Origin of the sequence: Antarctobacter jejuensis (assembly GCF_052266595.1) — a bacterium.
GTDB classification, from domain to species: Bacteria; Pseudomonadota; Alphaproteobacteria; order Rhodobacterales; family Rhodobacteraceae; genus Antarctobacter; species Antarctobacter jejuensis.
On sequence record NZ_JBQQXJ010000015.1, the window covers coordinates 71,172 to 92,730 of the forward strand.

At 64.6% G+C, this 21,559-nt stretch carries 21 protein-coding genes; 13 read left to right on the top strand and 8 right to left on the bottom strand.

The features are described 5' to 3' along the window. Nucleotides 1-134 precede the first annotated feature (134 nt). Both ACTXGA_RS18985 and ACTXGA_RS18990 read right to left on the bottom strand, forming a co-directional pair. Nucleotides 135-1,046 carry a pirin family protein gene (locus ACTXGA_RS18985; protein ID WP_443396185.1) on the bottom strand — a complete coding sequence of 304 codons (912 nt, stop codon included), beginning with the start codon at nucleotides 1,044-1,046 and terminating at the stop codon, nucleotides 135-137. Between the two features lie 113 nt (nucleotides 1,047-1,159). Further along, on the bottom strand, nucleotides 1,160-1,339 hold the full coding sequence (locus tag ACTXGA_RS18990) for a zinc-finger domain-containing protein (RefSeq protein ID WP_443396186.1): 180 nt from the start codon (nucleotides 1,337-1,339) through the stop codon (nucleotides 1,160-1,162). Nucleotides 1,340-1,406: 67 nt separating this feature from the next. Between ACTXGA_RS18990 and ACTXGA_RS18995 the strand changes: the two genes are divergently transcribed. Then, entirely contained in the window at nucleotides 1,407-2,342 is a 936-nt protein-coding gene (locus ACTXGA_RS18995) for an ABC transporter ATP-binding protein (RefSeq protein ID WP_443396187.1), read from the top strand. A gap of 205 nt (nucleotides 2,343-2,547) precedes the next feature. Here the strand turns inward: ACTXGA_RS18995 and ACTXGA_RS19000 are convergent, their stop codons facing one another. After that, a complete protein-coding gene (locus ACTXGA_RS19000) occupies nucleotides 2,548-2,916 on the bottom strand; it encodes an HIT domain-containing protein (protein WP_443396188.1) in 369 nt (122 codons plus the stop codon). Between the two features lie 118 nt (nucleotides 2,917-3,034). Beyond that, on the bottom strand, nucleotides 3,035-4,609 hold the full coding sequence (locus ACTXGA_RS19005) for a DUF5928 domain-containing protein (RefSeq protein WP_443396189.1): 1,575 nt from the start codon (nucleotides 4,607-4,609) through the stop codon (nucleotides 3,035-3,037). A gap of 137 nt (nucleotides 4,610-4,746) precedes the next feature. Here ACTXGA_RS19005 and ACTXGA_RS19010 point away from each other — a divergent pair, with 137 nt between their 5' ends. After that, on the top strand, nucleotides 4,747-5,565 hold the full coding sequence (locus ACTXGA_RS19010) for a sulfotransferase family protein (RefSeq protein ID WP_443396190.1): 819 nt from the start codon (nucleotides 4,747-4,749) through the stop codon (nucleotides 5,563-5,565). A gap of 31 nt (nucleotides 5,566-5,596) precedes the next feature. On the opposite strand, the gene ACTXGA_RS19015 is transcribed toward ACTXGA_RS19010, so the two are convergent. After that, complete coding sequence (locus ACTXGA_RS19015) at nucleotides 5,597-6,178, bottom strand: DUF1285 domain-containing protein (protein ID WP_443396191.1); 582 nt, start codon at nucleotides 6,176-6,178, stop codon at nucleotides 5,597-5,599. A gap of 69 nt (nucleotides 6,179-6,247) precedes the next feature. Here ACTXGA_RS19015 and ACTXGA_RS19020 point away from each other — a divergent pair, with 69 nt between their 5' ends. Genes ACTXGA_RS19020 through ACTXGA_RS19035 form a run of 4 tightly spaced genes read left to right on the top strand, consistent with a single transcriptional unit; the run spans nucleotide 6,248 to nucleotide 12,971 of the window. Then, complete coding sequence (locus ACTXGA_RS19020) at nucleotides 6,248-7,267, top strand: AAA family ATPase (RefSeq protein WP_443396192.1); 1,020 nt, start codon at nucleotides 6,248-6,250, stop codon at nucleotides 7,265-7,267. Beyond that, nucleotides 7,264-8,142, top strand: coding sequence for a DUF58 domain-containing protein (locus ACTXGA_RS19025; protein ID WP_443396193.1), 879 nt, complete (start codon nucleotides 7,264-7,266; stop codon nucleotides 8,140-8,142). The genes ACTXGA_RS19020 and ACTXGA_RS19025 overlap by 4 nt, the downstream gene beginning before the upstream one ends. Further along, entirely contained in the window at nucleotides 8,139-10,919 is a 2,781-nt protein-coding gene (locus tag ACTXGA_RS19030) for a DUF4159 domain-containing protein (RefSeq protein ID WP_443396194.1), read from the top strand. Before ACTXGA_RS19025 ends, ACTXGA_RS19030 begins: the two co-directional genes overlap by 4 nt. Nucleotides 10,920-10,931: 12 nt before the next feature. Beyond that, a complete protein-coding gene (locus ACTXGA_RS19035; RefSeq protein WP_443396195.1) occupies nucleotides 10,932-12,971 on the top strand; it encodes a hypothetical protein in 2,040 nt (679 codons plus the stop codon). A 120-nt stretch (nucleotides 12,972-13,091) separates the two neighbouring features. Here ACTXGA_RS19035 and ACTXGA_RS19040 read toward each other — a convergent pair whose 3' ends face one another. From ACTXGA_RS19040 to ACTXGA_RS19050, 3 genes are read right to left on the bottom strand one after another with little or no spacing between them, the layout of a single operon-like run. After that, on the bottom strand, nucleotides 13,092-13,439 hold the full coding sequence (locus ACTXGA_RS19040) for a hypothetical protein (protein ID WP_443396196.1): 348 nt from the start codon (nucleotides 13,437-13,439) through the stop codon (nucleotides 13,092-13,094). 54 nt (nucleotides 13,440-13,493) lie between these two features. After that, a complete protein-coding gene (locus ACTXGA_RS19045; protein ID WP_443396197.1) occupies nucleotides 13,494-14,201 on the bottom strand; it encodes a DUF599 domain-containing protein in 708 nt (235 codons plus the stop codon). A gap of 13 nt (nucleotides 14,202-14,214) precedes the next feature. Continuing rightward, nucleotides 14,215-14,625 (bottom strand): CopD family protein, encoded by a 411-nt coding sequence (locus ACTXGA_RS19050; RefSeq protein WP_443396198.1) that lies wholly within the window; start codon nucleotides 14,623-14,625, stop codon nucleotides 14,215-14,217. Between the two features lie 167 nt (nucleotides 14,626-14,792). Between ACTXGA_RS19050 and ACTXGA_RS19055 the strand changes: the two genes are divergently transcribed. The 7 genes from ACTXGA_RS19055 (at nucleotide 14,793) to ACTXGA_RS19085 (ending at nucleotide 21,387) form a co-directional block, all read left to right on the top strand. Next, on the top strand, nucleotides 14,793-16,241 hold the full coding sequence (locus ACTXGA_RS19055) for an FAD-linked oxidase C-terminal domain-containing protein (RefSeq protein WP_443396199.1): 1,449 nt from the start codon (nucleotides 14,793-14,795) through the stop codon (nucleotides 16,239-16,241). Between the two features lie 63 nt (nucleotides 16,242-16,304). Next, nucleotides 16,305-17,435, top strand: coding sequence for an FAD-binding protein (locus ACTXGA_RS19060; RefSeq protein ID WP_443396200.1), 1,131 nt, complete (start codon nucleotides 16,305-16,307; stop codon nucleotides 17,433-17,435). Continuing rightward, nucleotides 17,435-17,773, top strand: coding sequence for a hypothetical protein (locus tag ACTXGA_RS19065; RefSeq protein ID WP_443396201.1), 339 nt, complete (start codon nucleotides 17,435-17,437; stop codon nucleotides 17,771-17,773). Before ACTXGA_RS19060 ends, ACTXGA_RS19065 begins: the two co-directional genes overlap by 1 nt. 1 nt (nucleotide 17,774) lies before the next feature. Then, nucleotides 17,775-19,058 (top strand): glycolate oxidase subunit GlcF, encoded by a 1,284-nt coding sequence (gene glcF / locus ACTXGA_RS19070; protein ID WP_443396202.1) that lies wholly within the window; start codon nucleotides 17,775-17,777, stop codon nucleotides 19,056-19,058. An 82-nt stretch (nucleotides 19,059-19,140) separates the two neighbouring features. Beyond that, nucleotides 19,141-19,941, top strand: a complete 801-nt coding sequence (locus ACTXGA_RS19075) for a trypsin-like serine peptidase (protein WP_443396203.1) — start codon at nucleotides 19,141-19,143, stop codon at nucleotides 19,939-19,941. After that, complete coding sequence (locus tag ACTXGA_RS19080) at nucleotides 19,938-20,768, top strand: trypsin-like serine peptidase (protein WP_443396204.1); 831 nt, start codon at nucleotides 19,938-19,940, stop codon at nucleotides 20,766-20,768. Before ACTXGA_RS19075 ends, ACTXGA_RS19080 begins: the two co-directional genes overlap by 4 nt. 145 nt (nucleotides 20,769-20,913) lie before the next feature. Then, a complete protein-coding gene (locus ACTXGA_RS19085; protein WP_443396205.1) occupies nucleotides 20,914-21,387 on the top strand; it encodes an Hsp20 family protein in 474 nt (157 codons plus the stop codon). Nucleotides 21,388-21,559 lie beyond the last annotated feature (172 nt).

Below are 21,559 nucleotides of genomic sequence, written 5' to 3' on the forward strand. Positions count from 1 at the left end.
CGGAAGGGTAAGCAAGTCGTGACCAACCGTGCATTGGCCTCATCTCAGGGGCTCAAGCGTTACCTAACGGTAAATTCGCCCCTGTAACCCCTTGATTCTGCATTCCCCCTAAGCTGTCCACGCGTGGACACCCTTCAATGCGCGGGCTTGATAAAGGTCCCGTTGCGCAGCTCCCGCATGGCCTGCATCAGCTCTGATTGGGTGTTCATCACGATCGGCCCGTGCCAGGCCACAGGCTCCTGAATCGGCTTGCCCGCCACCAGCAGGAACCGCACCCCCTTCGGCCCGGCGGTCACCTTGACCTCATCCCCGTTGCCGAATTTCACCAGCGTCCGATTGCCCGACATATCGCGGATATTCACCTCCTGCCCGGCAAACTCCTTCTCGACGCGGACGCCCATCGGGTCCGACGCCTCGGCAAACCGCCCGGCCCCGGCAAAGACATAGGCAAAGGCATTGGTCCGCGTATCCACCGGCAGCACCTTGGTCACCCCCGGCGGCACCGACACGTCCAGATACAAAGGATCGGCGGCGATCCCGTCCACCGGACGGCGCTTTCCCCAGAAATTTCCGGTGATGATCTTCACCCGCGTGCCGTCATCATCGGTGATGACCGGAATATCGGCGCCCTGAATGTCCTGATACCGCGGCGCCGTCATCTTCAACGAAGATGGCAGGTTGGCCCAGAGCTGAAAACCATGCATCTGCCCGGCGGCATTCCCGCGCGGCATCTCCTGGTGCAGGATGCCCGACCCGGCCGTCATCCACTGTACCGAACCCGCACCCAGCACACCCTCGTTGCCAAGGCTGTCGCCATGCGTCACCTCCCCCTCAAGGACATAGGTGATGGTCTCGATCCCCCGATGCGGATGCCATGGAAACCCCTGCGCGTATTTCGCGGGGTCATCATTGCGAAAATCATCCATCATCAGAAAGGGATCGGTCTCGCCCGGATCACCGAAGCCAAAGACCCGGTGCAGATGCACCCCGGCCCCTTCCATCGTGGGCTGCGCATGGGACTGCGCGCGGACAGGTCGAAACGTCATGGCAAACTCCTGTTCAGGTTTGCCACAAGATAAGGCCGCGCAGCGCACAACCAAAGACGCGCCGCCGCACAGACATGGTGCGGGCGGTCACACAATCGTCAGGATCAGCCCGCTCAGGCCTTCCCTTCGAAATCCTTGTGGATGTATTTCGCGTCGCAATAGGGGCATTCGACATAGCCCGTGTCCGCCGGGATCTGCAGCCAGACGCGCGGATGGCCAAGGGCTCCCTCGCCGCCGTCACAGGAAATGCGGTAGCTCTCGACAATCTTTGTCTCGGGCGCCTGGGTCGTCATCTGGTTCCCTTTCGCGATGCACTGGCCTATCTGCCTTATGACCAAAGCCGCGCAGGGGGGCAAGACATTGGACAGGGGCGCAACAGCGCAGGCAATCCGCATCAAGGGTCTGACCAAGACTTATGCAGGGGGCAAACAGGCGCTGAAGGGCGTCGATCTCGATGTCCCTGCCGGATCCGTGTTCGGCCTCTTGGGCCCGAATGGCGCGGGCAAATCCACGCTGATCAACATCCTTGCCGGGCTGGTCATCAAATCCGCCGGCTCGGTCGATATCTGGGGCTGGGATCAGGACCGCAATCCGCGACAAAGCCGCGCCTCTATCGGCGTCATGCCTCAGGAACTGAACCTCGACCCATTCTTTACCCCGCGTGGCGCGCTCGAGGTGCAAGCGGGCCTGTACGGCGTGCCAAAGTCACAGCGCCGCACCGACGAAATCCTGGAAATGGTCGGCCTGACCGACAAGGCAGAAGCCTACGCCCGGACCCTGTCCGGCGGCATGCAGCGCCGCCTGCTGCTGGCCAAGGCGCTGGTCCATCACCCGCAGGTTCTGGTTCTGGACGAACCCACCGCAGGCGTCGACATCGAGTTGCGGCAGATGCTCTGGCAAAACGTGCGCAGGCTGAACCGCGAACGTGGCATGACCATCATACTGACCACCCACTACCTCCAAGAGGCCGAGGAGATGTGCGACCAGATCGCCATCATCAACCACGGCACCGTGGTGACACAGGACAGCACGGCCAATCTGCTTGGCCGTCTGGATGCCCGCACCATGGTCATCATGCCCGAAGAACCGGTCGTGACACCGCCGCAGGCCCCGGGGATCGAAACCGACACCCGCAGCGACGGCAGCCTCGCCCTCACCTACCGCGCTCACGAAACCCGCGCCGAAGACGTACTTGCCGCAGTGCAATCCGCTGGCATCCGCATCCGCGAATTGCGCACAGAGCAGCCAGACCTCGAAGATGTCTTCCTCGCCCTGACCAGCAGCAAGTCAGCGTAACGCCCCTTTCGCTGTCACGGGCCTCTCCACCCGATGCAAGCGTCAACGAGGAAAAAAGCCGCTCCTGACTTCTTCTCTTTGTGAAATACGCAGCCCGACGGGACAAACCCCGGCCCGGTCATGGCGTCACATACCCGCAAACGCGAAACCCGCAGCCAAAGGCTGTGGGGTGAGAGGACCTGTGCGCCGCAGGCGCGCCTCCGGATTACGCCTTGGCCAGCATCCGGCCCAGAACACGCCCCGCAAGGATATGGACGTGCATGTGCGGCACTTCCTGAACCCCGGCCTCCCCGGCGTTAGAGATCAGGCGAAACCCGTCCGCCTCCAGCCCTTCCATCTTGCACACCTCGCCCACGACGCGCGTGAAATCGAGGATCTCGGCGTCTGATGCCTCTTGCGCAAAATGGTCATAGTTCACGTAGGCGCCCTTGGGGATCACGAGGATATGCAGCGGAGCCTGCGGATAGATGTCATGAAAAGCCAGCGTATGCTCGGTCTCCAGCACCGTTTTATTCGGGATCACACCGGTGAGGATCTTCGCAAAGATGTTCTCGGGATTGTAGGTATAGGCCATGACGCCCCTCTTGCTTGCGCTGTTCGCTCCGGCGGTACGCCCGCCGGTCCTGCCCCGCCTTACCTGCTCTTTGTGAAAAAGACACCGTGCACGGGGCATCTATCCGCAAAACAATGGATCAATCCGCAAAGAGGTGATCGATCGCCACGATTTCGCGCGCCTGCGCCTCGGGCACGGACAGGAATTCCGCCAACGCATGCACATGCGCCTCGCGCGGATCGATCTCACGCATGTTGCCATGATTGTCGAACTTCGCGTCCCGGATCCGGTCGCTTTCGTGCAGCAGATCGTTTCTGACCGTCGGCAACAGCCGGTATAGCGTGTCGCGCGGGGTGCTGTCCCCCGCAAGACCCGACCGCACGGCGTGCCCGATCAGGTACTCGTCGGAAAAATGACACTCCAGCTCCAGCATCCGGGTCATCGCCCGGTCGCGCGCAAAATCCTCCAGCAGGTCAAGACTGCCGGGGTCAAGGCAAATCACCAGCCGGTCGCTGCCGTAGTAGTCATACAGCATCCGCATCAGGGAGCGTCGGTGCCGGTGGCGTTTGCCCATGGTCGACTGGATCCCGCCAAGGTCCGGCAAGGGGCAGCTTTCCTCGTTGAACAGGTATTCGATCACCGGAATGTTGGTCATCTGACCGATCCGTTCGACCAGCCGCTTGGCCACGTGCCATTTCTTGCAGATCACGATCAGCAACTCGCGTTCCCGCCCCAGCGAGCTTTCGGTTTCCCAGAAGCGGGGTGAAAAGCGGCGTCCGGTCCGTCCCCGCTCTGTCAGGAACTGAAACAGCGAGCGGCCCTCGTTCGAAATCCGGAATTTCGCGCCCTCGGCGGCGTACAGCACGCCCAGCCTGCGACGTAGGTCACCGGCCTCGGGGCTGATCTTGCGCGCAAAGAGATAGTCCTGCGACAGCAGCATTTCGTAGTGGTCGTTATAGAACGTCACCGGCATTCCGTAGTCGGTGAACATCAGGAAGGTCAGCGTGCGGCATTCGATCTCATGCGCCGGCACGATGTGGCGCACAAGGGTCTGGAAATAGGTCTCGTCCGGGATCCATGTGGTCGAAAAGAACCGCACCACGTCACGCCGCCTGCGGGTGAAATCCAGGATCCATTCGATGGTGCGCCGACGCAGACACCACCATTGGCTGCCGATCATCACCTCCATGTCGCCGGGGATCTTGCGTGTCAGGCCCAGCCGCTTTTGCGCCGCGAACATCCAGTAGAACAAGCTTTTCTGCGTGCGTTCGTTGAACCAGTGACGATAGATCAGCCGCTCTGCCTTCCAGCCGGTCTTGATCCAGTCGGACTGGAAGTAGTCAAAACTTTCGATGTAGTCGCAGTCGCGCTGGTCCAGAAAGGAATGGGCGAACTGCGCCGATTTGATCGCCATGCAGTCGCCCGACACCATGTAGAAATGGGTGGCGCGCGGAAAGGCGTCTACCGCCGCCTCGACAGCGTTCAGGGTGGCGCGCACAAGGCTCCATTCGCCCCAGCCGCACTTGATCCGCCGCGCAAAGACCACGTGGGGATTGTCCTTCAGCGCCTTCCTGATCTTTTCGAACGCCGCCACACCCGACCGTTTGTCAAAGTGGATCGCGATGTAATCGCCCACGGCGGTCAGGCTCTGCGCCTGCTTGATGATGGCGTCAGGATCCTTGTGACACAGAAGGATGAAGGCAATTTTTGCCATTCAGGTAACCAATCGCCCCATTTTCGCCCGATTGTTTATGTTGATAGTCATGAATTTCGGTTGAATAAACCTGCAGCGGTGGGAATTTTTTCCCGTGCACGACGCAATGCAGGCCAGACCAGAAAGAGGCACTGAACATGGGATTTCCGGGAACCTGGATGACCGAGAGCGAAAGCGTGGTCTACCGCGTGGTGCCGAAATGCGCCTGTTCGACGATCGGGCAGATTCTCTACTACTCGGATCACGGACAGTTCTTTGACGGGGACATCCACGATTCAAAGCAAGGCCTGCACAAATGGGCGCAGGAGGACAGCCAGGCTGCGATCCGCGCCAACGTCAAAACCCATTCGGCCTATGCCTTTTCCATGGTGCGCAACCCGTATTCACGCGTGTTGTCCAGTTTCTTCGACAAGATCTGCGGCATCCAGCGTAACGGAAAACGCTATCGCGGCAACCTTGTCCCGCTCCTGATGCAGAAATACGGGATCGAGGTGGGCGAGCCCGAGAGCGGATTCGAGTTCGATCAGGTCCGCAGTTTCCGCCGCTTTCTGCTGTTCGCGCGGGACACCATCCGCTGGCGCCGCCCGATGGAGCCGGACATTCACTGGTCTGGCATGTCGGGGCATATCAGCACCTTCATCGTGAACGGCGGGCGCTATGACGGCATCTTCTGGACCGAAAAATTCAACGAAGGCATGCAGCAGGTGCTGAACAGCATCACAACGCCGCATCCCGTCGACCTGTCCGCCATCCCCCGTTTCAACGAATCCGAGGGCCACGGACCGAAACGCCTGCACCCGGTCGAGGATTACTTCGACGATCTGTCGATGCATCTGGTCAAGGAAATCTACGGCCGCGATTTCGACCTGTTCAAATACGACTTCGACAACCCGGGCAACAAGATGCCCATCGGTGAAATTGATCTGGACGAGGTCCACGCCAAGCTGGGGGACTGACGGATCGCCGGTTCCCACCGCCCGGCGCCGTTCAGCCGGGCAATTCCCCGGAGGGAATGATCGGAAAGAACTGCCCGCCGGACCAGACGCCGAACCATCCGTCATGATGGGTTCCCAGATCGACCAGCCGGTAGAAACTCTTGCGGTCGATCAGCGCCTCAAGGTTGGCACGGATCAGGACATAGGGTGACGGCTCACCGGTTTCCGGGTCCCGTTCCACACGGATAGGATGCTCTGGCCCCGCCTCGGCAACATCGCCCACATGGGTCTCAAAGGTCAGAACCTGCGACTCACCTTGCCCCTGCACGGCAAAGCCCACGGCCACAAATGGCGCGTCTTCGACCGTGATGCCGACCTTTTCGACCGGAGTGACCAGAAAATAATCATCCATGTCCTTGCGCAGAATCGAGGAAAAAAGCCGCACCAATTCAAACCGCCCAATCGGCGTTCCAAGGTAGAACCAGGTGCCGTCACGGGCGATCCGCATGTCCAGATCGCCACAAAACGGCGGATTCCACTTGTGCACCGGGGGCAGGCCCCTGCCCTTTTTCGCCGCTTTTGCAGAGGCCGCGATGCCGTCTGCCGACGGGGTCACGGGAATTTGTCCGCTCATAGTTTTTGCCATTCGCTTCGCAGTAGATACATAATTACACAAAGACATAGCACATAATGGAGTCATGACATGTCCGATCAAGCGGCAGCGACCGAGGATCTGGTCGCCGAGATCGAGGCGCTGGAAGACAAGCTGGCCGAGGCCAAGCGGTCTATCACTGCCCGGTTCATCGGGCAGGAGCGCGTCGTCGACCTGACCCTTTCGGCCCTTCTGTGCGGCGGTCATGCCCTGCTGATCGGCCTGCCCGGCCTTGGCAAGACCCGGCTGGTGGAAACCCTGTCGACGGTCATGGGCCTGAACGGCAACCGGGTGCAGTTCACCCCGGACCTGATGCCCGCCGATATCCTTGGCTCCGAAGTGCTTGAAACCGGGGCGGATGGCACCCGGACGTTCAAGTTCATCTCCGGCCCGATCTTCTGCCAGCTCTTGATGGCGGATGAGATCAACCGAGCCTCGCCCCGGACGCAATCGGCGCTGTTGCAGGCGATGCAGGAAAAACAGGTGACCGTGGCCGGCCAGACCCGCTCGCTGGAGGCGCCGTTCCACGTCCTTGCCACCCAGAACCCGATCGAGCAGGAAGGCACCTACCCCCTGCCCGAGGCGCAGCTTGACCGGTTCCTTGTGCAGATCGACGTCCCCTATCCTAACCGGAACACCGAAAAAGACATCCTTCTGGCGACCACCGGCACCGAAGAGGCCGAGTCGCACGGTGTCTTTACCGGGCCGGAACTGATCGCCGCACAGCATCTGCTGCGCCGGATGCCGGTGGGCGATGCGGTGGTCGAGATGATCCTCGATCTTGTCCGCGCCTTCCGCCCCGCCGATCCCTCCTCGCCCGAGCGGGTGAAGGACATTGTCGCATGGGGCCCCGGCCCGCGTGCCGCGCAGGCCCTGATGATGACCGTGCGCGCCCGCGCGCTGCTGCAGGGGCGTCTGGCCCCCTCGCCCGAGGACGTGCTGGACATGGCCAAGCCAGTTCTCGTGCACCGCATGGCGCTGACCTTCTCGGCCCGCGCGCGGGGTGAGGACATGGGCGCGCTGATCGACGAGGTTGCCGAGGGCCTGCGCCGGACAGAGGCCGCAGCGTGACGGCCACCGTCGCCCATCTGCGCACGCGCGCTCAGGAAGAGGCGAGCCGCTTTCCCGCGCTGCTCGCCCGCGCCGAACATCTGGCAGGCACGGTCCTGTTGGGCGAACACGGGCGGCGGCGATCCGGTCTGGGCGACAACTTCTGGCAATACCGGCCCCTGCAGGCCGGGGACAGCTATCGTCAGATCGACTGGCGGCGGTCGGCCCGCGGCGATGAACAGTTCGTCCGCGAACGGGAATGGCAGATCGCCCAAAGCGTACAGGTCTGGGTCGATCCCGGAGCCTCCATGCGCTTTGCCAGCCACAAGAACCTGCCGACCAAGGCGGATCGCGCGCGGCTAGTAGCGCTGTCCGCCTCGATCCTGCTGATCCGGGGCGGCGAGCGAGTGGGCCTGACCGGCTGGCGCCTGCCGCCGCGCCGGGGCGACCTGCAATCGCTGCGTCTGGCCGAGATGTTTGCCGAGGATGGCGAGGATGATTACGCCGAACCGGAGGCGCGCGGCATGTTGCCCAATGCCAAGGCACTGTTCGTGTCCGATTTCCTTGGCGATATCGAACCGGTCGAGGCCGCGCTGACCAAGGCGGCAGATCGCGGCGTTCGCGGGGTACTCTTGCAGGTGCTGGACCCGACCGAAGAGGCGTTTCCCTTTGACGGGCGCACGATTTTCGAAAGCGTGAACAAGACGATGCGGCATGAGACGCTCAAAGCGGGCGATCTGCGCGAGACCTATTTGCAGCGGCTGGCAGAGCGCAAGGCGCGGCTGGACGCGATCTGCCGCCTGACCGGCTGGCAGCATTTCACACATCACACGGACCAGACCGCGCAATCGGCCCTTCTCTGGGTCTATCGCGCGCTGGACGGGAGCCACGGATGACCCTTTTCGGCCTGCTCGGTTTCACGACGCCCTGGCTCTTGCTGGGGCTGCTTGCCCTGCCGATCCTCTGGATCATCCTGCGGGCGGTGCCGCCCGCGCCGATCCGGCGGATGTTTCCGGGGGTGGTGTTGCTCTTGGGCCTCAAGGATGAGGAACAGGTCACGGACCGCACGCCGTGGTGGCTGTTGCTGATCCGGATGCTGGCCGTGGCAGCGGTGATCATCGGGCTGGCCGGGCCGGTGCTGAACCCGGAAGACGACAGCGACGCGGCAGGCAACGGTCCGCTCTTGGTGATGATGGACGCCAGCTGGGCCTCTGCCGCCGACTGGCGCGGGCGCATGAATGCGCTGGACGGATTGCTGGCCGAGGCCGGGCGTGATGGCCGCCCGGTGGCGATCCAACGCCTGACCGATCCGCAGCAGGTGCAGTTCCTCAGCGCCGACGTGCTGCGCACGCGTCTGTCCGGTGTCCTGCCCGAACCGTGGCAGCCGGGCGAGGAAAACATGACCCGCGCGCTCGAATTGCTGCCCGAAGGTGAGTTCGATACCTACTGGATGTCCGATGCTCTGGCCCGCGTGACGCGCGCCGACCTGCTGACCGCGCTGGAATCCCGTGGTCAGGTGACGGTGTTCGAAGCGCCCCGGACCCTCTACGCGTTGAAACCGGCGCAGGTGGCCGAGGGCAACTTGCTTATGACGGCCCACCGTCTGCGCGCAGGCCCGGAAACAGAGGTCACGCTGGCCGGACATGGCCGCGACCCGGCAGGCAATCCCGCCGTGCTGATCCGCAGCCCTATCACCTTCGAGGCGGGCGCGCTGGAGGCGACCACTGAAATCGCCCTGCCCGCCGAATTGCGCGCCCGCATCGAACGGTTCGAGATTGAGGGTACGCGCAGCGCCGGGGCCGTCACCCTGCCCGACGACAGTCTGCGCCGGCGTGAGGTCGCCCTGATCGCCGGCAGCACGGATCGCGAGGGGCTGGAGCTACTTTCCCCCCTTCATTACCTGCAAAAGGCCCTGATCCCCACCGCCGATCTGCTGGATGGTGCCTTGCTGGACATCCTGCCTGCCAATCCCGACGTCATCATCCTTGCGGATGTAGCGACCCTGTCGGCGGCCGAGGAAGAGGCGGTTCTGGAATGGCTGGACAAGGGCGGGATGCTGCTGCGCTTTGCCGGGCCTCGACTGGCCGCCTCTGACATCAGCCGCGATGCGGAGGATCCCCTGATGCCGGTGCGCCTGCGCGCCGGGGGCCGCACCGTGGGCGGCGCGATGAGCTGGGGTGAACCCAAGGCGCTGGCCCCCTTTGCCAACGAAAGCCCGTTCTTCGGGCTGGCGGTGCCCTCTGACGTGACCGTCAACAGCCAGGTCATGGCCCAGCCCGACCCGACGCTGGCCAACCGTGTGATCGCGCAATTGTCGGACGGCACGCCGCTGGTCACGCGCAAATCCGTGGGCCAGGGGCAGGTTGTGCTGTTTCACGTCACCGCCAATGCCGAATGGTCGACCCTGCCGCTGTCGGGTCTGTTTGTGCAGATGCTGGAGCGGCTGGCGGTATCTTCGGCCACGACACAGCCAGAAATCGAGGACATGGAAGGCACCGTCTGGCAACCGGTCCGCGTTCTGGATGCCTTTGGTCGTCCGCGTGAGGCGGGCACCCTGCCCGGTGTCGACGGCCCCGACCTGATCGAGGCCCCGCTCAGCACCAACCTGCGCCCCGGCCTGTATCAGGGCGAGGACCGCAGCCTTGCACGCAACGTCGTCACCGCCGACACGGTTCTTGCCCCGATGGAATGGCCCGAACGGATCACGGTCGAGGGGATCACCCTGCCGAAGGAAAAACCGCTTGCCGGATGGCTGCTGGCGCTGGCGATCGGCTTGCTTCTGGCGGATGTGATCGCCTCTCTGGCGCTGTCCGGGCGTCTGCGCGGCGCTGTTTCGGCCTCTGTCGTACTGGTGGCGCTGACGTTGTTCCCTCAGGACGGTCTGGCGCAGTCCAACGACAATCCCTTTGGCGGCAGCGCGAGCGCCGAAATCCTCCCCGATACCGAGGTCGTTCTTGCCCACGTCCTGACCGGCAACAAGACCGTCGACGACCTTGCCCATGCCGGTCTGCGCGGCCTGTCGGAAACGCTGTATTTCCGCACCTCGGTCGAACCCTCACAGCCCAAAGGCGTGGATCTGGAGGCCGATGAACTGGCCTTTTACCCGATGCTCTATTGGCCCGTGACCACCGATCAGCCGATCCCCTCGCAAGAGGCCTATGCCAAGCTGAACACCTACCTGCGCACCGGCGGCATGATCGTGTTCGACACCCGCGATGCCGACATCGCCGGGTTCGGGGCCGCCACGCCCGAAGGGCGCAAATTGCAGCAACTCGCCGCCCCGCTTGACATTCCGCCGCTGGAGCCGGTGCCGCAGGACCATGTCCTGACCCGCACCTTCTACCTGTTGCAGGATTTCCCGGGCCGCTTTGCCGGGCGTGAAATCTGGGTCGAGGCCGCGCCGCCCGATGCCGAACTGATCGAGGGCATGCCCTTTCGCGACCTCAACGACAACGTGACGCCGGTGGTGATCGGCGGCAACGACTGGGCCGCTGCCTGGGCGATGGATGACCGGGGCAACCCGCTGGTGCCCATTGGCAGCGGCTTTACCGGCGAACGCCAGCGCGAGATTTCTTACCGGTTCGGGGTCAACCTCGTGATGCATGTGCTGACCGGCAACTACAAGTCCGACCAGGTCCACGTTCCGGCGTTGCTGGACCGTCTGGGCCAATAAGCGAGAGCAGATATGAACGGACAGATTGTATTCGACCCGCTGCTGCCATGGCCCGTGATCGCGGTGCTGGCGGCGCTTGCCCTTGCCGGAGCGGGCCTTGCGCTGTGGCGCGGGCTGTCGGGCTGGGCCCTGCGGTTCCTGGCCGGTGTGGTGTTGGTGGGTGCACTAGCGCAGCCGTCGTGGCAGGTCGAAGACCGCGCGCCGCTGGCCGATATCGTGCTGATGCTGGTGGATGAAACCGCCTCGCAGAAACTGGCGGACCGGGCAGACACAACCGAAGAGGCCGCCGACACGCTGCAGGCGCGCCTGCTGGCCCGCCCGAACACCGAAGTGCGCCGCGTTCCCGTGCCCGATGGCGAGGGTGATGCAGGCACCCTGATGATGACCGCCCTGGCCAATGCATTGGCCGAGGAACCCCGCGGACGTATCGCGGGTGTGCTGCTGTTGTCTGACGGGCGGCTGCATGACCTCGAACGCCTGCCCGATCTCCCCGCGCCGATGCACCTGATGCTGACCGGCAAGGAGACCGACTGGGACCGCCGCCTGATCGTTCGCAACGCACCCGCCTTTGCGATCCTTGGCGAAGAGGTGGAACTGACCCTGCGCATTCAGGACGACGGCGCCGCCCCAGGCGAGGCGCTGACCGATCTTCTGATCTCCGTCGACGGGGCAGAACCCCTGCGCTATCAGGTGGAAATCGGCGTGGACCTGAGCCTGCCCATCACCTTGCCGCACGGCGGGCTGAACGTGATCGAATTCACCGTGCCCGAGGCGGACAGAGAGCTGACCGACCGCAACAACAAGGCCCTGATCCAGATCAACGGCGTGCGGGACCGGCTGCGCGTGCTGCTGGTCTCGGGTGAGCCGCACGCGGGTGGACGCACATGGCGCAACCTGCTGAAATCGGACTCCAGCGTCGATCTGGTGCATTTCACCATCCTGCGCCCGCCGGAAAAGCAGGATGGCGTGCCGGTCAACGAACTCTCGCTGATCGCCTTCCCGACGCGGGAGTTGTTCCTCGACAAGATCAACGATTTCGACTTGATCATCTTTGACCGCTACAAACGGCGTGGCATCCTGCCAGCGATCTATCTTGATAACGTGCGCAACTATGTTGAACAGGGCGGCGCGGTTCTGGTGGCGGCGGGGCCGGATTTTGCCTCGGCGGATTCGATCTATCGCTCTCCCCTCGCAGACATCATGCCCGCAGAGCCGACCGCGCGCGTGGTGGATCAGGAATTCCGCCCGGCGGTGACGGATCTGGGCCAGCGCCATCCGGTGACAAGCGGCCTGCAGGGGGCGGACACATGGGGCCGCTGGCTGCGCCAGATCGAGGTCGATCCGATTCAGGGCGATGTGGTCATGTCCGGCGTGGACGAACGCCCCCTGCTGGTCTTGGACCGGGTCGGAGAGGGACGCGTCGCGCTCTTGGCCTCGGACCATGCATGGCTGTGGAGCCGGGGCTATGAAGGCGGCGGACCGCAGTTGGAACTGCTCCGGCGCCTGGCCCACTGGATGATGAAAGAGCCCGAGCTTGAGGAAGAGGCGCTCTGGGCCGAGCCTGCGGGCCAGTCCATGCGGATCATCCGGCGCACGTTGAATGAATTCGTGGGCTCCGTCACCGTGACCACGCCAGAGGGCGAAGAGGTAGAGGTGCCTTTGGTAGAGGTGAGCCCGGGCCGGTATGAAGCGATTTATGACGGGCCGGACATCGGGCTGTACCGGCTGGAGGAAAACGCCCTGAATTCGGTGGTCGGCCTTGGGCCGTCGTCGCCCCGCGAATTCGAGCAGACCATCGCCAGCGCGGCGGCGCTGACCCCGGCCATCGATCAGTTGCGCGGCGGGGTGATGCGGATCGAAGAGGGGCTGCCCTCGATCCGGGACGTGCGGGCCGGGCGGCCTGCGGCCGGGCGCGGCTGGATCGGGCTGACCCCGCGCGAGGCCTATGAGACGCTGGACGTGCGGCAGACCCCGCTGGCGCCCGAATGGCTGGTGCTTTTGATCGCCTCCGGGCTGATCGTGGGGGCATGGCTGCGCGAGGGGCGGAGCTGAGCTGTCCACGCGTGGACAGCTTAGGGGGAATGCAGGATCAATGGGTTACAGGGACGGTTTTACCGTCTGTTAGGATTTTGCCCGTTTGAAGGGGGGCGACGCGGCGGGGTGAACCCCGCCCTACGGCAGCTCGAAAACCGTGGACTCCGCGGCCCAGCCATCCACCGAACACTTGGCCCGGATCATCACCTGCCCCGTGCCCGCCGGGATGCGGATGCCGGATTGGGAGCGGGTGAAGGGCTGTTCGGTCTCATGCGGGTGCAACAGAACCCGCGTGCCCAGAACGCTGCCGTCGGGCAGTTCCACCCGCCAGCCGTCGGCGTAGTGGTCCCAGCCGGTGTCCGGGTGGCTGAGGGTGACGGAAAACCGCCACGTGTCCCCGGCGGCCTGTGCGGTGACGTTTTCGACAACCGGCGGATCGGCCAGGGCCGGCGCGGCAAGGAACGGGAGAAGGGCAAGGTATCGCATGACGCGACCCTAGCACCCGCAGACGCCGGATGGGATCACGAAGGGCGGAGCGGATCACCTGATCGTGTCGCCCGCCTGCATCAGCACCGCGCGTGAGTGGGAGGCGAATTCGCGCCGCAGGATCACCCCCATCGTCACCACGGTTGCCACCATCAGCGCCACAGGCCCCAGCAACCATGCCGCCGCGCCAATCCCGAAATAGACCGAGCGCAGCCCGCGATTGTAGCTGCGCGCGCCCGCGATGTTGATTTCAGCCGCCTTGTTTGCGCGGGGGAAGGCCGCCGGATCATCAGGTTCATTCGGCACCGCCGCCATCAGCACCGAGGCATAGCCGAACAGCCGGTGCGACCAGACGAATTTCAGAAAGGCATTGGCGGCGAAGAGCATCATCAAGAGCAGCTTGATCTCGAACACCACAACGGGATCGACCGTGGTGCCCAGATCCTGCGCCACGCCGCGCAGACGGTCGGCATTGCCGATCAGGGCAAAGCCGCCGCCGATGGCGATCATGCTGGCCGAGGCGAAGAACGCCGTGCCCTGTCGCAGGCTGGCCACGATCTGCGAATCGAAGATGCGCGGGTTGCGGGTGACAAAGACCTTCATCCATTCGCGCCGGTATTCGGCCATCAGGACAGAGGTGGAGGGCCGGTTTTTCGGCGGATGTTCCACAAGACGGGTGGTGCCCGCCCATGCCAGCAGCAAGAGCACCAATCCAGCGGCATCCCAATAGGTGAAGCCGTCGCGGATGGTTTCCCAGTCCATCACTCGAAACCCATCAGAACGGTTTGACCACCACGACCCAGAGGATCGCGATGGCGCCGATAACGCTGATTTCGTTGAAGATGCGCAGGTACATATCGCTTTCGTCGAACTGCCCCTTTTGCGCCCGGCGCACCAGCCGCCCGGTCCAGAGGTAATGCGCGCCCAAGAGCGCCACCAGCGTCAGTTTCACATGGGTCCAGACCGGAAAGCCCCAGTCCCATGCCAGCCAGAGGCCGGTCACGATGGCGATGATCCCAAGGCCGAAGGAAAACCGGTAGAGCCGAAAGGTCAGATCGCCCAGCGGGCCGTTTTCGCCCAGCCGCGCATGTTCGCGTTTCCAGTAGATGATCGCGCGCGGAACGGCGAAGATGGAGGTCATCCACCCCATGACGCAAAGTATGTGTATGATCTTGACCCAGGCCATGCGTGCTCCTGCCGCTTTTGGGGAACCTGCCCCGGCAAGGCGGGCAAGCGCAAGATGCCGCACCGAGGGAAGAGATTAGGATTGGCCTCTGCGCCGATTTTGGTTATATAACTTTACCAATTCACCCGATAGCCGCGCTGACTCGCGTCGTGACAGGAGTTGTGAACATGCAGATGCCAGAGCCGAACCCCACCATTCTGGCCCGCAAGGCGCGTATCGTGTCGCGGCTGCGCAGCGTCTTGCCCGAAGGCGCGGTGATCGACGATGAGGCAGAGACGCGCGCCTATGAATGCGACGCGCTGACCGCCTATCGCTGTCCGCCGCTGGCGGCAGTTTTGCCGTCGTCCACCGAAGAGGTTTCTGCGGTATTGAAGGTCTGCTTTGAAGAAGGCGTGCCCGTGGTGCCGCGCGGGGCGGGCACCTCGCTGGCCGGGGGGGCGCTGCCGACGGCGGATTCCGTGATCCTTGGCGTGGCGCGCATGAACGCGGTGCTGGAGGTCGATTACGACGACCGGTTCATCCGGGTGCAGACCGGGCGCACCAACCTGAGCGTGACCGGCGCGGTGGAGGAAGAGGATTTCTTTTACGCGCCCGATCCGTCGTCACAGCTGGCCTGCGCCATCGCGGGCAATATCGCGATGAATTCCGGCGGCGCGCATTGCCTGAAATACGGCGTGACGACGAACAACCTGCTGGGCGTGACGCTGGTGCAGATGGACGGCACAGTGGTTGAGATCGGCGGCGCGCATCTGGATGCCGGGGGGCTGGACCTCTTGGGGGTGATCTGCGGCTCCGAAGGGCAGTTGGGCGTGGTGACAGAGGCGACGCTGCGCATCCTGCGCAAGCCCGAGGGCGCGCGTCCCGTTTTGATGGGGTTCGATTCCAACGAGGTGGCCGGGGCCTGTGTCAGCGACATCATCAAGGCGGGTGTGCTGCCGGTGGCGATCGAGTTCATGGATCGCCCCTGCATCCGCGCGACCGAGGAATTCGCGCAGGCCGGATACCCGGATTGCGAGGCGCTGCTGATCGTCGAGGTCGAGGGATCGGAGGCCGAGATCGACGAACAGCTGGGCCTGATCCTGCAGATCGCGCGGCGGCACAACCCGGTGGAACTGCGCGAGGCCAAGGACGCGGATGAGGCGGGGCGGATCTGGCTGGGCCGCAAATCGGCCTTTGGCGCGATGGGCAATATCAACGATTACATGTGTCTGGACGGGACGATCCCGGTGAACGAACTGCCGTTTGTGCTGAAACGCATCGGCGAGATGTCGAAGGAGTTCGGTCTGGACGTGGCCAACGTCTTTCACGCGGGCGACGGCAACATGCACCCGCTGATCCTGTTCGACGCCAACAAGCCCGGCGATCTGGAACTGTGCGAGCAGTTCGGGGCTGAGATCCTGAAGCTGTGTGTCGAGGTCGGCGGCTGCCTGACCGGCGAGCACGGCGTGGGCATCGAAAAGCGCGACCTGATGGTGGACCAATACGATCCCGTCGATCTGGAGGTGCAGATGGCGGTGAAGGATGTGTTCGATCCGGGCTGGCTGTTGAACCCGGCCAAGGTGTTCCCGCTGGCCTCCTCCGAAGGGCGGCGGGCGCTGAAGGTGGCGGCGGAGTGAGTGGGGGCCAGCCCCCACACCCCCGGCGGTATTTGACAAGAGAAGAAACACGAGGCGCGGGACATGAGACCTGAGAGCGAGGCCGAACTGGCCGGGATCATTGCCGGGGCGGCGGAACCGATGCACATCCGCGGCGGCGGCACGAGGGCCGTTGGCATGACGACGGCGGCGCAGGTGCTGGAAACCGGCGGGCTGTCGGGGATCACGCTCTATGAGCCGGGCGCCTTGACGCTGGTGGCGCGGGCGGGGACGCCGCTGGCCGAGATCGAGGCGGCGCTAGCGGCGGAGGGGCAGCGGCTGGCCTTTGAGCCGATGGATCATCGCGGGCTGTTGGGCACGCAGGGCACGCCGACCATTGGCGGCGTGGTGGCGGGCAACGTGAGCGGGCCGCGCCGGGTGCAGGCCGGGGCAGCCCGTGATTTCATGCTGGGGGTGCGGTTTGTCGATGGCACCGGGCAGGTGGTCAAGAATGGCGGGCGGGTGATGAAGAACGTCACCGGCTATGACCTTGTGAAGCTGATGACCGGGTCCTGGGGCACGCTGGGCGTGTTGAGCGAGGTCAGCCTGAAGGTGCTGCCGACGCCGGAGACCAGCGCCTGCGTGATGATTGACGGGCTGTCCGAGGATGAGGCGCAAGAGGTGATGAGCGCGGCGCTGACCTCTCCCTTCGAGGTGACGGGGGCGGCGCATGCGCCCGGCAGCGGCAATGAGCGCCCGCTGACGCTGTTGCGGCTGGAAGGCTTTGCCGGGTCGGTCGCCTATCGCACCGGGCGGTTGCAGGAGATGTTCGCGGCGCAGGATTTGCGGGTCGAGACGGATGCCGGGCGGGTGGCGGCGCTGTGGCGCTGGATCCGCGATGTGGAGATGATGCAGGGCACCGGGGGCGATGTCTGGCGGTTCTCGGTCCGGCCCAGTGCCGCGCCCGCGCTGGTGGCGCAGCTGCGCCGGGCGCATCCGGTGGAGCGGGTGCTGTATGACTGGGGTGGCGGGCTGATCTGGGTCGAGGTGGCGCCCGGCACCGATCTGCGGCCCAAGGCGCTGGAGGGCCACGCGACCCTGATCCGCGCCTCCGAGGCGGTGCGGACCGCGCTGCCGGTGTTCCAGCCGGAGGTGCCCGCCATCGCGACGCTGACGCAGGGCATTCGCGCACGGTTCGATCCCAAGGGGTTGCTGAACCCCGGGATCATGGCCTGATGCTGCGACCGGAACTCATCGCGTTTCTGGTGACCTTTCTGGTGGGGCCGCTGCTGGTCATGCTGGTGCTGCGGCTGCCGGCGCGGATCGGCACGCTGGTCATCCTGTCCGCCACGGTGATCGGGGCGGCGGGGGCGGCGGTCTGGTTGCAGGAGCGCGCGCCGCTGGAATCGCTGGTGGCCTTCTGGCTGGGCTGGGTTCTGGCCGTTGCAATGGTGGCGCAGGCCGTGCGCCGCAGGATGCCGGGGCCGAAGGTGCGGCGCTGGACGTTGATCGTGGCGCTGATGGCGTCGACCCTGCCGTGGTTCGGCTTTGCCACCGCTCAGATGATGGTGTGAGATGCAGACGAGTTTTACCGAAGAGCAATTGAAAGACCCCGGCACCGCGCGGGCGAACCAGATCCTGCGCACCTGCGTGCATTGCGGGTTCTGCACGGCGACCTGCCCGACCTACCAGGTGCTGGGCGATGAATTGGACAGCCCGCGCGGCCGCATCTACCTGATCAAGGACATGCTGGAGAATGAGCGGGTGCCGGATGAGAAGACGGTCAAGCACATCGACCGCTGCCTGTCTTGTCTTGCCTGCATGACCACCTGCCCGTCGGGCGTGCATTACATGCACCTTGTCGACCATGCGCGCGAATACATCGAGAAACACTATGACCGCCCGTGGCACGACCGGGCGCTGCGCTGGATGCTGGCCAAGATCCTGCCCTATCCCGGGCGGTTCCGGGTGGCGCTGCTGGGCGCGAAGATCGGCAAGCCCTTTGCCAAGTGGATGCCCGATCCCCGGCTGCGCGCCATGCTGGAGATGGCGCCCAAGACCATCCCGCCGGTCAGCCGCAACGACGATCCGCAAAGCTTTGCGCCCAAGGCGGAGAAGCGGATGCGCGTGGCGCTGATGACGGGCTGCGCGCAGAAGGCGCTGAACACCGATATCAACGACGCCACGATTCGCCTGCTGACGCGTCTGGGATGTGAGGTGGTGGTGGCCAAGGGCGCGGGCTGTTGCGGGGCGCTGACCCATCACATGGGCAAGACCGGCGAAAGCCACGCCACGGCGGCCAAGAACGTGCGCGCCTGGACCGCAGAGATGGACGGTGCGGGGCTGGATGCCATCGTGATCAACACCAGCGGCTGCGGCACCACGGTCAAGGATTACGGCCACATGTTCGCGCAGCATGACCTTGCGGACGACGCAGCGCGGGTGGCGGGCATCGCCATGGACATCAGCGAGCTGCTGTCCAAGCTGGAAATTCCCGAAGGCGCGGCCAAGGGGATGCGCGTGGCCTATCACGCCGCCTGTTCGCTGCAGCACGGGCAAAAGGTCAAATCCGCGCCCAAGGACCTGCTGAAAAAGGCCGGGTTCGAGGTGGTCGAACCCGCCGACAGTCACCTGTGCTGTGGCAGCGCGGGCACCTACAACCTGATGCAACCGGAGATTTCCCAGCAGTTGAAGGCGCGCAAGGTGCGCACGCTGGAGGCCAAGACACCCGATGTGATCGCCGCCGGGAACATCGGCTGCATGATGCAGATCGGCGGCGGCACCGATGTGCCGGTGGTGCATACGGTCGAATTGCTGGACTGGGCGACAGGCGGTCCGAAGCCGCGATCGTTGACCTGACGCGAACACTCTGTCCCGCGCTGCTGCCGCATTTTCGCCTTAATTGGCTGAGATTTTGCGGGAAATAGCGCGGGAATGGATTGTGCGGAACGGTTTTTCAATTTTTATCAGCTTTTTCATCGTCTTTGCTGCCCCGGCCTTTGCGCAGGGTCTGTTTTCGCTCGACTCTGCCGAGGACGGTCGCCGCTGGGAGGCGGTGGGGCGGCTCGAAATCCGGGGAGAGGCCTTTTGCACCGGCGCGCTGATCGCGCCGCGGATCGTCCTGACAGCCGCCCATTGCCTGTATGACCCGGCCAGCGGTGAGCGGGTTGAGGTCGAGGAAATGCAGTTCCTTGCCGGTTGGCGCAACGGGCGGGCGGCGGCCTATCGGCTGGTGCGCCGCGCCGTGCCGCACCCCGATTTCATCTATGGCGATCCGGGCAATTCACGGCGGGTGCAGAACGACCTTGCGGTGATCGAATTGCAGCACCCCATCCGCAACACCTCTATCGAACCCTTTGCCACGGAACGCGGCCCGGATTCCGGTGCCGAGGTGGGCGTGGTGTCCTATGCGCACAACCGGTCCGAGGCGCCCTCCTTGCAGGAACTGTGCCAGGTCATGTCACGGCAGCAGGGCATGATGGTCCTGTCCTGCGCGGTGGATTTCGGGGCATCGGGGTCGCCGGTCTTTACCTTTGACGCGGGGGGGGCGCCGCGCATCGTCTCAGTCGTGTCATCCAAGGCAGAGGCCAACGGGACGCCCGTGGCGCTGGCCGCCGATCTGGATGAGCCGCTGCCGCTGTTGCTGACGCTGCTGAACGCCAAGCAGAACCCCGGTGCCGGGCTGGAACGGTTGAGCGCGGGCAGCCGCCGCGACACCGGCGCCAAGTTCGTGCGGCCATGAAGCGGCTGGTTGCCCTTTTCCTGCTGCTGGGCGGGCCGGTCTTTGCGCAGGCGCATTTCGACGTGATGGACCGGCGCGGGGAATTGCTGGGCTGGTCGGCCGTGGGGCGGATCGACACCGGGACAGGGTATTGCACCGGCACGTTGATTGCGCGGGACCTTGTGCTGACGGCGGCGCATTGCGTCTATGACGAGGCCGGGCGGGAGATCCCGGCGCAGCGGCTGCGGTTCCGCGCGGGCTATCACCGGGGGACGGAGATCGCGGCGCGCGGCGTGCGCCGCTGGGTGGTGTCGCCGGGCTATGTCGCCACGGCGGGGCGGCAGCTGGATGGCAAGATGATCGCCACCGACGTGGCGCTGTTGCAATTGGACCGCGACATTCACGGGACAGAGGCGGACCCGTTTTCGGTGCACGACCGCCCGGTCAAGGGGTCCGAGGTCAGCGTGGTGTCCTATGGCGAAGGCCGGTCCGAGGTGCTGTCGCGCGAAAGGCGCTGTGCTGTGACCGAACGCTATGCGGGCGGAGTGCTGGCCTTTGACTGCGACGTGACCTTCGGCTCTTCGGGGTCGCCGGTCTTTGCGCATGTGGACGGGCGGCTGCGGATCATGTCGGTGATCTCGGCGGTGGGCGAAGATGCGGACGGGGCGCACCGGGCCTATGGCATGGTGCTGCCCGCGCAGGTGGCCGGGCTGCGCAAGGCGCTGCGGCGCGAAGGATCATCGCCGGTGGTGGCGCAGGGCGCGCGGCGGGTGAAGGTGGGCGAAGGGGCCAAGCGGGTCCGCGTCGGCGAACGGACCGGCACCGGCGCGCGCTTCGTCCGGCCCTGAGCCGTGGTAGGGGGTCTTGAAACCCCGCAAAACGCTCCCCAAATTTCTGACACCGGGACGCCTGTGACAGGGTTCCGGACTGATCAGACGCCTGTCCCGGACGGGAAGGCGCCGCACACACAGGTATCGCTCAACGGAGGATTCCATGCGACATTACGATTTTGCCCCGCTCTACCGTGCCACTGTCGGTTTCGACCAGATCGCCGACATGATGGACCGCGTGCTTGCCAGCGACACCGCGCAGCCGGGCTACCCCCCGTACAACATCGAGAAGACGGCCGATGACAGCTATCGCATCTCGATTGCCGTGGCCGGTTTCGCCGATGAGGATCTGTCGGTCGAGGTGAAGGAGCAGGCGCTTGTGGTCTCTGCCCGCAAGGCGGATGAAAAGGCCGACAAGACCTATCTGCATCGCGGCATCGCCACCCGCGCGTTCGAGCGCCGGTTCCATCTGGCCGATCACGTCCGCGTCGTGGGCGCGCTGCATGAGAACGGCATGCTGCACATCGACCTGCAGCGGGAAATCCCCGAGGCCCTGAAACCGCGCCGGATCGCGATTGCGAAGCCCGATGCCGTGGCCATCGAAAAAGACGTGGTCGACGCCGAAACCGTGAACTGAGTACGGTGCCCGCGTCCCATCGCGGGCACCGCGTGGGCAATGGTGCCTTTCCGACAGGAAAGGTCACCGCCCACACCCCAGCCATCCAAAGCGCAACAGCGTGCCCGCGTCCCCGCGCGGGTGACGGTCAAGGGACGGTGGGCGGGGCGATGTGGCCCGCAGGGACACGAGC